At 32.2% G+C, this 11,931-nt stretch carries 7 protein-coding genes, 1 riboswitch and 1 other annotated feature; of the genes, 6 read left to right on the top strand and 1 reads right to left on the bottom strand.

Going from position 1 to position 11,931, the window contains the following annotated elements; genetic code table 11:
* Positions 1-447: 447 nt before the first annotated feature.
* A riboswitch (SMK box riboswitch) is annotated at positions 448-533 on the top strand.
* The 6 genes from metK (at position 534) to LB941_RS06625 (ending at position 10,978) form a co-directional block, all read left to right on the top strand.
* Positions 534-1,727: a methionine adenosyltransferase gene (metK, locus tag LB941_RS06650; protein ID WP_253360527.1), complete on the top strand. Its 1,194-nt coding sequence runs from the start codon at positions 534-536 to the stop codon at positions 1,725-1,727.
* A gap of 171 nt (positions 1,728-1,898) precedes the next feature.
* The gene (locus LB941_RS06645; RefSeq protein WP_253360525.1) at positions 1,899-3,989 is read left to right on the top strand and encodes a LysM peptidoglycan-binding domain-containing protein; all 2,091 of its coding nucleotides are present in this window, start codon (positions 1,899-1,901) and stop codon (positions 3,987-3,989) included.
* 42 nt (positions 3,990-4,031) lie between these two features.
* Positions 4,032-4,244: a binding site (T-box leader), on the top strand.
* A gap of 108 nt (positions 4,245-4,352) precedes the next feature.
* Positions 4,353-6,767, top strand: coding sequence for a leucine--tRNA ligase (leuS, locus tag LB941_RS06640; RefSeq protein ID WP_253360522.1), 2,415 nt, complete (start codon positions 4,353-4,355; stop codon positions 6,765-6,767).
* A 339-nt stretch (positions 6,768-7,106) separates the two neighbouring features.
* Positions 7,107-8,450 (top strand): amino acid permease, encoded by a 1,344-nt coding sequence (locus LB941_RS06635; protein ID WP_253360520.1) that lies wholly within the window; start codon positions 7,107-7,109, stop codon positions 8,448-8,450.
* A gap of 209 nt (positions 8,451-8,659) precedes the next feature.
* Positions 8,660-10,246: a putative polysaccharide biosynthesis protein gene (locus LB941_RS06630; protein ID WP_425270519.1), complete on the top strand. Its 1,587-nt coding sequence runs from the start codon at positions 8,660-8,662 to the stop codon at positions 10,244-10,246.
* A 12-nt stretch (positions 10,247-10,258) separates the two neighbouring features.
* Complete coding sequence (locus LB941_RS06625; protein ID WP_253360516.1) at positions 10,259-10,978, top strand: pseudouridine synthase; 720 nt, start codon at positions 10,259-10,261, stop codon at positions 10,976-10,978.
* Positions 10,979-11,048: 70 nt separating this feature from the next.
* Here LB941_RS06625 and LB941_RS06620 read toward each other — a convergent pair whose 3' ends face one another.
* Complete coding sequence (locus tag LB941_RS06620; protein ID WP_253360514.1) at positions 11,049-11,894, bottom strand: NAD(P)H-hydrate dehydratase; 846 nt, start codon at positions 11,892-11,894, stop codon at positions 11,049-11,051.
* Positions 11,895-11,931: the final 37 nt, after the last annotated feature.

The following is an 11,931-nucleotide window of genomic DNA, read 5'->3' as shown; positions in this document are numbered from 1 at the left end:
TGCGAATAAACAATACATTGGCTATACCAGCAGAAGGTAAGGCGGTAGCCTTGACTAGTTTAAAGCCGTTGCGCAACGTCCTAGACTTACAAATTGGACAATAACAAGTATAAGTTTGGATTAAATGAATGATATGGACTTTATGGTGATGATAAATACCGTTATAAATAGGAGAATCATAAAATTTAGGATCAAAATCGAGTCTAAGGTCTTTAATTCCGAGTGAAATTCTAGTAAAATTATTCATGAGAAAACATTCTTTCTTAACTTGTCAAAAGGCAAGTTTTATTTGAAGGTGAAGTGACGAGACTTCATCTTTTTTAGTATAAAACAAAAAATGGTATTGATAGAATATTTTTTCTATCAGTACCATATATTATAGAACCAAAAAAATTGCAAACAATAGCTTTTTAATTGTGACTAGTATCGTATTTTATGCTAAACTAGTATTGTTACAACTCATTCCCGAAAGGATTCATAGTAGTGTGAAGATGCCTTGTAACCAAATAAAAAATATGGGGGAATATATAATTATGTCAGAAAGACGTTTATTTACATCAGAGTCAGTTTCAGAAGGACATCCAGATAAAATTGCTGATCAAATTAGTGATGCAATTTTGGATGCTATGTTAACGCAAGATCCAGACGCACGAGTTGCTGTTGAAACTACTGTTACGACAGGATTAGTGGTAGTTGTTGGTGAAGTTTCAACAAGTGCATATGTTGATATTCAAAAAGTTGTTCGTAACACAATTAAGGAAATTGGTTATACTCATGGTAGGTATGGATTTGATGGAGATAATTGTGCAGTTTTAGTTGCTCTAGATGAGCAATCATCTGATATTGCTCAAGGAGTTGATAACTCTCTTGAAGTAAAAAAAGGCAATGGTGATGTTTTAGATCAAATTGGTGCGGGAGATCAAGGCATGATGTTTGGGTATGCTATTAATGAAACACCGGAATTAATGCCATTACCAATTTCCTTAAGTCATAAACTAATGAGAAAAATTGCAGAGTTACGAAAAGATGGTTCTATTTCTTATCTAGGTCCAGATGCTAAAGCTCAAGTAACAGTTGAATATGATCAAGATAACATAGCTAAAAGAGTTGATACAGTAGTTTTATCAACACAACACAGTGATGAAGTATCATTAGAACAAATACGTAGTGATATAATAAGCAAAGTTATAAAAACGGTAATTCCTGAAAAATATCTTGATGAGGATACTAAATATTTTGTAAATCCAACAGGGCGTTTTGTTATTGGTGGACCGCAAGGTGATGCTGGTTTGACAGGACGGAAAATTATTGTTGATACGTATGGTGGAGCAGCTCATCATGGTGGTGGTGCTTTTTCTGGTAAGGATGCAACAAAAGTTGATCGCTCTGCTAGTTATGCAGCGCGCTATATAGCAAAAAACATAGTTGCTGCTGATATAGCAAGTGAAGTTGAAGTTCAATTAGCTTATGCAATTGGTGTTGCACAGCCAGTATCTATTTCTGTTAATACATTTGATACTAGTAAGTATAGTAATGAAAAAATTGTCAGTGTTATACGAAAAGCTTTTGATCTTCGTCCAGCTGGAATAATTAAAATGTTAAATTTAAAGCAACCTATATATAAAAAAACGGCTGCTTATGGACATTTTGGTCGTACAGACATTGATTTACCATGGGAAAAAACAGACAAAATTGATGAACTTAAAAAATTAATTGAAGAGATATAAGATACTATTTTAATGGAGCAAGATCATTGCTCTATTTTTATGCTTATAAATATTTTTTTACTTTACAGAAACATTACAAGTGATTTAATTTTAACAAAAGTAATAAAAAAATCATTATAATAAAAGAAAAGAGTTATAGTTGTTATTAGGTGTATCGGTGGAGGGATTCGCATGAAAAAAAGAAAAGAACGAATTGAACAACAAAAAACATTTCACATAGTAAATAATTTAAAATCAGTAAAAAAAGCTACCACATATATTGGTACAACTGTTTTAATGGGTACAGCAGGTATTACACTTAGTAAGACAAAGGTTGCAGCTGATACTGTAGTTAATTCTAATATGAATTCTGCCAGTAGTTCATCTACAACAGATAGTGCAGTGTCCGAAACAGAAAGTTCAAGTTCAGTAACTACAACTAGTGTTGATACTGCTTCAAGTTTAGATAGTAGTAGTTCTGATTCAAGTGCAAATCAAAGTTCAGTGCAGACTACAACTAAATCAATAGATAATAATAGCGTAGTTTCGTCAAGTTCAAATACCACATCCTTGGTTACAAGCAATATAGTAAGTGCAAAAGCGGTTACTACATATTCAAGCAATGTATCATCGTTTTTGAGTAGTATAGCTTCTTCTGCTCAAACTATTGCAGAACAAAGAGGATTGTATGCTTCTTTGATGATTGCTCAAGCTGCTCTAGAAAGTGGATGGGGAACTAGTACTTTATCTACATCTGCTTATAATCTTTTTGGAGTAAAATGGAATGGTTCAGGTGCATATGTAACTATGAATACACAGGAGTACTATAACGGTTCTTACCATGTGGTTTCTGCAAAATTTCAAAAGTATTCCAATTATTCTGAATCATTGAATGCATATGCGAATCTAATCATAAATAATTTTCCTAATTCAACAAAAACTAATGCTTCTACACCAGAAATTGCAGCTAAGAATTTAAGCAATGGTGTGTATGGAACATATGCAACTGATCCCAATTATGCGACAATTTTATCTAATTTGATTAAAACTTATAATTTGACACAATATGATTCATCATCAGATAATTCAAATTCAGATAACAATTCAAATAATAATAATTCAGATAATTCAAATACAAGCACAACGACATATACGGTAAAATCAGGCGATAGTCTATGGGCAATAGCCAATAAGTATGGCATATCAGTAGCGACATTGAAGAGCTTAAATAATTTGAGTTCAAATACTATATATGTAGGTCAAACGCTGAAAGTAAGCAGTACAAGTAATAATAATGATAATTCAGATAATAATAATTCAGATAATTCAAACACGAGCACAACGACATATACGGTAAAATCAGGCGATAGTCTATGGGCAATAGCCAATAAGTATGGCATATCAGTAGCGACATTAAAGAGCTTAAATAATTTGAGTTCAAATACTATATATATAGGTCAAACGCTGAAAGTAAGCAGTACAAGTAATAATAATGATAATTCAGATAACAATTCAAATAATAATAATTCAGATAATTCAAATACGAGCACAACGACATATACAGTAAAATCAGGCGATAGTCTATGGGCAATAGCCAATAAGTATGGCATATCAGTAGCGACATTGAAGAGTTTGAATAATTTGAGTTCTGATATAATATATATAGGTCAAAGCTTAAAAGTAAGTGGTACAAATAGTAGTGATGGCAATTCAGATAACAATTCAAATAATAATAATTCGAATAATTCAAACACGAGTACAACAACATATACAGTAAAATCAGGGGATAGTTTATGGGCGGTAGCTAATAAATATGGTATATCAGTAGCAACGTTGAAGAGTTTGAATAATTTGAGTTCTGATATAATATATATAGGTCAAAGTTTAAAAGTAAGTGGTACAAATAGTAGTGATGGTAATTCAAATAATAACTCAAACAATAATAATTCGAATAATTCAAACACGAGTACAACAACATATACAGTAAAATCAGGGGATAGTTTATGGGCAATAGCCAATAAATATGGGTTAACGGTAGCCAAACTGAAAAGCTTGAATAACTTGAGTTCAAATACGATCTATATAAATCAATCGCTAAATGTTACTAATAATAGTTCGGCTACAACGAATCAAAGTTCTAGTTCAACTACGTATACAACAAAATCAGGAGATTCATTGTGGAAAATTGCATCAACTTATGGGACAACTGTTAGTCGATTAAAATCATTAAATAATTTAACTTCAGATATTATATATGTGGGTCAAACATTGAAAATTAATTAGTTAGCTTGCATTTGATGGTACATTTTGCTAAGATAATGACAATAATAGATGCAGACAAGGAGTAGTAGTTAATAAGTTAATTACAGAGAGTGTGTGAATTGTTGAAAACACATATTAACACGTTAATGAACTCACCTTTGAGTTTTCATATTGAATAGTTAAGTAGGTATGAACGTTTTTTCGCGTTATGAAAATGAGCGTCAACATGTACATGTTGGAATATAGGTGGTACCGCGAAGAAAATTCGTCCTATACGAGTCACTGTGTGGGCTTGTATAGGATTTTTTGTATTTAATTTTACAACTACTAAATCTTGGTAAACTGCGAAATACAGAATTTTATTAATGGAAGGAAGAATTAGTAATGTCTTACAATCACAAGGAGATAGAAAGAAAATGGCAACATTACTGGGACGAGCATAAAACGTTTAAAACAACAGAGGATGAAAAGAAATCAAACTATTATGCTTTAGATATGTTTCCATATCCATCAGGACAAGGGTTGCATGTAGGACATCCTGAAGGATATACAGCAACAGATATAATCGCTCGAATGAAAAGAATGCAAGGGTTTAACGTATTACATCCAATGGGATGGGATGCATTTGGGTTACCGGCTGAACAATACGCGCTCAATACAGGACATTCTCCACGTGAGTTTACGAAGAAAAATATTAATAATTTCCGCCGTCAAATTAAATCTCTAGGTCTGTCATATGATTGGGATAGAGAAATTAATACAACAGATCCTTCATATTATAAATGGACACAATGGATTTTTGAACAACTTTATAAACGTGGATTGGCCTATGAAGCCAAAATACCTGTTAACTGGAGTCCAGATTTAGGTACAGTTGTTGCTAATGAAGAAGTTATTGATGGTAAGACTGAACGAGGTGGCTTTCCTGTTATTCGCAAACCAATGCGACAATGGGTGCTAAAAATAACAGCATATGCAGACCGTTTAATTGATGATTTAGATGACTTGGATTGGCCTGAAGCAATTAAGGAACAGCAACGTAATTGGATTGGCCGATCGATTGGTGCAAGTATCAAATTTGCAGTAGATGGTTTTGAAAATGTTGGAATTGAAGTGTTTTCAACACGACCGGATACTATATTTGGGGCTTCCTGTTTGATTTTAGCGCCAGAACACGAACTAGTAAAGAAGTTAACAACTGACGATCAAAGGGAAAATGTTGAGGCATACATAAAGGAAGTATCACATAAATCAGATTTGGAAAGAACTGATTTAGAAAAGAACAAAACAGGTGTATTCACTGGTAGTTATGTAATTAATCCTGTTAATGGTGCAAAGGTTCAAATATGGATTGCTGATTATGTTTTAGCATCATATGGAACTGGAGCAATTATGGTAGTTCCTGCGCATGATGAACGAGATTATGAATTCGCAAAGAAATTTGATTTGCCTATTATTCCAGTTATTGAAGGTGGAGACATTGCACAAGAAGCCTATATAGGTGATGGGAAGCATATCAACTCTGGATTTTTAAATGGTTTGGGCAAAAAAGATGCTATTGAAAAGATTATTTCCTGGTTGGAAGAAAGACAAATTGGAAATAAAAAAATTAATTATCGATTAAGAGATTGGACTTTTTCAAGACAACGTTATTGGGGTGAACCAATTCCTGTTATTCATTGGGAAGACGGAGAAACAACATTGGTTCCTGAAAATGAATTACCATTACGCTTGCCAGTAGCAACAGATATTAAGCCATCTGGTACAGGAGAAAGCCCACTAGCTAATTTAGATGATTGGATGAATGTTGTTGATGAAAATGGCAGAAAAGGCAAACGAGAGACTAATACAATGCCTCAATGGGCAGGTAGTTCTTGGTATTTCCTAAGATATATTGATCCACACAATCATGAAAAAATTGCAGATGCAGAAAAGTTAGAAAAGTGGATGCCGGTAGATCTATATGTAGGCGGTGCAGAACATGCTGTACTACATTTATTATACGCACGTTTCTGGCATAAATTCTTATATGATATAGGTGTTGTTCCAACTAAAGAACCTTTCCAGAAACTAGTCAATCAAGGAATGATTTTAGGAAATAATCATGAGAAAATGTCTAAATCTAAGGGAAATGTTGTAAACCCAGATGATATCGTTGAAAAATATGGTGCTGATACTTTGAGACTATATGAAATGTTTATGGGACCATTAGATGCATCTATTGCTTGGAGTGAAGATGGGTTAAATGGAGCAAATAAATTTATTAATCGTGTTTGGAATTTAATTATTGATGAAGATAATAAATTACGTGATAGAATAACAACTATCAATGATGGGAAACTTGATCGAGTGTATAATCAAACCGTAAAAAAGGTAACGGAAGATTATACAACGTTGCATTTTAATACTGCGATTTCACAAATGATGATTTTTGTAAATGAATGTTATAAAACAGACGCAATACCATTTGAATATATTGAGAACTTTGTAAAAATGTTATCACCATTAACACCACATTTAGCAGAAGAACTATGGATGAAGTTAGGAAACGTAGGCAGTATAACTTATGCAAAATGGCCATCATACGATAAAAATAAATTGGTTGAAAATGTTATTGAAATAGTAGTTCAAGTTAATGGAAAAGTGCGTCAACATTTACAAGTAGAAAAAGGGACATCTAAAGAAAAATTAGAAAAATTAGCTTTAAATGATGAAAAAATTAAAAGTGAATTGAAAGGTAAGACAATTAATAAGGTAATTGCAGTACCTAATAAATTAGTTAGCATCGTAATTAAGTAACTTGAAATTACAATAATAGGAATTGAGTCCGAGACGAAAGTCTTTGGACTCTTTTTATCTCCGAATATTCGATGAAAATTCTACTTTAAAAAGCAGCTAGATATACTTAAATCCGTAAGCAAGACAGCGTAGAACTCAGATTATTCGATATACAATGTTAATGTAATCTAGATGACTTTTGTTTGTTTCACCAGCAAATATGTTTAGAAAAAGTGGAAAATATAATTAGAATATTTTCATAAATACACTTGCTTATTATAAATATTTTTTATAAAATAGTATGTACAGTTAATTTTTGTCTAAAAAGTTAAATTATACAATTTCAAAGGAGTTTTTTACATGAAAAACGAACTATCGCGTTCTTTAACGCATCGTCATGTGCAAATGATTGCAATTGGCGGTGCTATAGGGACAGGTTTGTTCTTAGGCTCAGGTTCAGCTATTCAAAAAGCAGGACCATCATTAATCTTGGCATATCTAATTGCTGGAATTTTCTGTTTTTTCATGATGCGAGCAATTGGAGAATTAGTTTTATCAGATCTTTCAAAAACATCTTTTATTGAATTTATTAGTGAATATATGGGTAAACGTTGGGAATTTATTATTGGATGGACATATTGGCTATGCTGGATTAGTTTGGCAATGGCTGATTTAACAGCTAGCGGAATTTATATTCGTTATTGGTTTCCCAATGTACCTCAATGGTTAACAGCACTAATAATTATTGTAGTATTACTAACTTTCAATTTATTAAGCGTTGGATTATTTGGTGAATTAGAAACATGGTTTTCTAGCATAAAAGTTACTGCAATTTTAGCATTAATAATTACAGGCCTGATTCTGTTAGTTACTTCAGCAGATATAGGTGGACATCATGTAACTATTTCAAATTTGGTTAATTATGGAGGCTTTTTCCCTAAGGGAATAGGCGGTTTGTTAGCAGCTTTTCCGATGGTTATCTTTGCTTTTACAGGAATTGAGATGGTAGGATTAACTTCAGGAGAAACAGCAAATCCTGAGTATGATTTGCCACGAGCAATAAATAGTTTACCTATTAGAATAGGATTATTTTACATAGGTTCAATGTTTGTATTAATGTGTCTATATCCATGGAATGATATTGTAACAACTTCAAGTCCCTTTGTTCAGGTGTTTAAAGGGATTGGAATTAATTTTGCTGCTGCCATTATTAATTTTGTAGTTCTTACAGCGGCATTATCTGCGTGCAATAGTGCTATTTTTAGCACAAGTCGTACTTTGTTTGTATTAGCTAATAGTAAACAAGCGCCTAAAGGTCTAGGCAGTACAAATAATCGTAGTGTTCCGGTAAAAGCTTTATTATTTTCTTCAAGCATTCTTTTTATTATTGTTATATTAAATTATGTATTACCTTCAACAGTATTTGAAATTGTATCAGGTGTGGCAACTGTTAGCTTTGTTTTTGTATGGATTGCTCTAGTATGGTGTCATTACAAGTATCGAAAATTAAATCACAAAAAGAAGATCCTTTTTTCAATGCCATTCTACCCGATGACTAATATTTTAACAATTATTTTCTTTTTTTCTGTATTAGTTTTACTTGCTTTTAGTAAAAGTACATTGATTTCTTTAATATTTTCATTAATATGGTTTGCTGTTTTAGCTATTATATATAGTGGTATTCAAATTAATAAAAGAAAGTAATATTTTTAATATATTGATCTATCAAGAAGATGGACGCTATACAAAAGAGCGACTATCTTTTTTTATATTCAAATTACTTAGCTAATGCTAAAATTGATATAAAAAGAAAAAAAGTGTAAGATTAAATTGTTTAAAATATGAAAGTAGGTTTATCATTGGTTGAAAAATCAGTTCACAAAATAGATAAAGAAGTAAGTTCAAAAGAAAAAATGCTGCGTGGATCAGCATGGATGACATCGGCGAGCATTTTTTCACGTATTTTAGGAGCGATATATATAATACCTTGGTATAGTTGGTTTGGTACACATCGATTACAAGCAAATGCACTGTATGCAAAAGGCTATACGGTTTATGCTGTTTTTTTAATGCTTTCAACAGCAGGTATTCCGTCAGCAGTTTCTAAACAAGTGGCACATTATAATTCATTAAATGAATACGGAATTGGCAGAAGATTATATAAACGTACTTTTATGTTAATGCTACTTTTAGGAATATTAATGGCGATAGTATTATGGTTAGCTGCACCAATATTAGCTGCAGGTGATTCAAGGACTATTCCTGTATTTCGTTCATTGGCTATTGCCTTAGTAATTATTCCATGCATGAGTTTAACGCGTGGCTTTTTTCAAGGATATCAAGATATGGCACCATCAGCTGTATCGCAGCTAGTGGAACAAGTTGTTAGAGTTATATATATGCTTGCGACAGCTTTTCTAATAATGAAAGTTATGAATGGTAATTATGAATTTGGTGTTGTACAATCAACATTTGCTGCTTTTGTTGGCGCAATAGGAGGAATGTTAACTTTAATTATTTATTATTTTCGAAAAAAGAGAAAATTTGATAATTTAAATGTAAATAGCAATAACGTTATTGAAGTATCGAATGGACGACTAATAAAAGAACTATTAGCACAATCTATACCTTTTATTTTTATTGGCATTTCGTCAACATTGTATAATTTAGTCGATCAGTATTCATTTCCTTCTATTATGAAAGCTGTAACAAATTATAGTGACAATTATATTGATGCAATGTATGCATTATTTGCAGCAAATGCTAATAAATTGATTATGATTAGTATTTCTCTAGCGTCAGCAATGGCTGCAACAACAATACCTTTACTAATAGAAGCAATTACAAAAAATGAAAAAAAAATTGCACAAAAACAACTTGTTGATACAATAGAACTTTTCTTTTTTATAATGTTACCAAGTTCGTTAGGCATAGCTGCGGTTGCTCGACCATTGTATGTTGTATTTTATGGATATAGTACATACGGTGTTTATATATTAAAGGTTTCTGCATATACAGCGATAGCTCAAGGATTATTTGTGATATTAGCGAGTTTATTACAAGGAATCTATGAAAATAAGCGAGCGGTGATTTATGCTATTATAGGATTAGTAGTTAAATTGGCTGTTCAGTATCCGTTGACTGTTTCATTAGCAGCTTTTGGGCCATTAATTGCAAGTGCGATTGGAATGCTAGTATCTAGTTTTTTAATGTTTCGTTTTTTAAAGAGAAACTATAGTTTAAATCTCAAACAAATTCAAAAAACCTTTAACTTATTAATGACGTTCACCTTTATAATGTTCTTGATTGTTAGTGTTTTAGTCTGGATACTAGGATTATTGTTTAATCAAGAAAGTCGCATAATTGCTTTAATAGAGATTTTATTTTCTGCAAGTATAGGCGGGTATATATATGTATTATTGTCTTTGAAAACACGAGTAGCTGACCATATATTAGGCGCAAAGGTTGAACGTATTCGAACATTATTACATATAAAATAAAAAGAGGTAAAAATGAGATTAGATAAATATTTAGCATCATGTGGCGTAGGAACACGAACAGAAGTGAAAAAAATATTGAAGCAAAAAAAGGTCAGTATTGCTGGACAAATAGAAATTAATCCTAAATTGCAGATTAATGAAGCAACAACGGCTGTTCGTGTTGCGGGTCAGCAAATTATTTATGCAAAATATCAATATTTTCTTTTAAATAAACCTACAGGAGTAATCACAGCTACTAAAGATAAAAATCAAAAAACAGTTTTAGATTGTATTCACCCAAATGATTGGCAAGAAGACTTATTTCCAGTTGGAAGATTAGATAAAGATACGACCGGGCTAGTATTAATAACTAACGATGGATCATTAGCGCATAAATTATTATCTCCCAAGAAGCATATCAAAAAAGTATATAGTGCGGTGATAAGTGGAGAGGTTAATTCTCAAACAATAAAAAAATTTTCTAAGCCAATGCGTTTAAAAAATGGTGATATTACCAAACCAGCAGATTTAGTATTAAAAGAATATAGTGCAAAAAGAAATATTTCCCAGGTAATAATAGCAATTAGTGAAGGTAAATATCACCAAATAAAAAGAATGTTTGCTGCTAATGGTATGCACGTCGAAGCATTACAGCGGATTAAAATGGGAAATCTAATTTTGCCAAGTGAATTAAAGCAAGGCGAATATCGGAGATTAACAGAAAAAGAAGTAGAAAATCTAAAAGTACAATAAAAAGTCATACTAAAGAGATACCAAAAAAGATTAACTTTTTGGTATCTCTTTATATATCACAAGTGTTTTATTATTTTTTCTGAGATATAAGCATGTAATGTTGCAATTCAGCAATGATATCAGAAGGTAAAACGACATATTTTTGAGTAGCTAAACTGGATGCAACAGCACTATGGATATAGACAGCAGCATCTATTCTATCAGAAGTGGAAACTTGTTTGAATTGGCATAAAAATGCAGCGATAATACCAGTCAATGTATCTCCCATACCACCTGTAGACATATAAGGACCGCCAATTGATAATTGTGAGATAGAGCCATTTGTATGATAGATCTCAGTGTGGTATTTTTTTAGAACAACATTAGCAGAAAGTGATTCTTGTTTACTTTGATTACTTTTTATGTCTTGATTGGGAATTGGAATTCCTGACAAGCGTTGCCATTCCATTTCGTGAGGAGTAAAAATGACATTAGCAATTTTAAGTTGAGATAAAAGATTACGATTTTTTGCTAGAAGAGTTATTGCAGAACCGTCAACGATAATAAAATGATTAGCAGAAAGAGCAGCAATTGTTGTTTTAAGAATGGCTAAGCTTTGCGCAGTAGTCCCAAGGCCTGGACCTATAACAACGACATTGCTTTTTGTTATTGCTTGGTTGAGTTTAGTTGTATCAGTATAGTCAATAAACATGGCTTCGGGTAGCTGTGCATGAAGTGCGGTTACATTGATTTTAGAAGTAGCGCAAGTTACAAGCCCAGCGCCTGCATGTACAGCTGCATTAGTGGCCATAATAATTGCACCACCATATTCTTCATTACCACCAATAGTTATTACACGGCCAAAGGAACCCTTGTAGCTTATAATAGGACGAGATGAAATTACTTTATTTAAAATATCGTCTGCAATTTTTTTCATAAAAACGCATTTCCTTTCTATTATAGTTAAATTATAA

It is taken from the genome of Ligilactobacillus ubinensis (assembly GCF_024160875.1).
In the GTDB taxonomy this organism is placed as follows: domain Bacteria; phylum Bacillota; class Bacilli; order Lactobacillales; family Lactobacillaceae; genus Ligilactobacillus; species Ligilactobacillus ubinensis.
The sequence above is the reverse complement of the archived record's forward strand: the minus strand, read 5'-3'. Positions and strand labels throughout refer to the sequence as shown.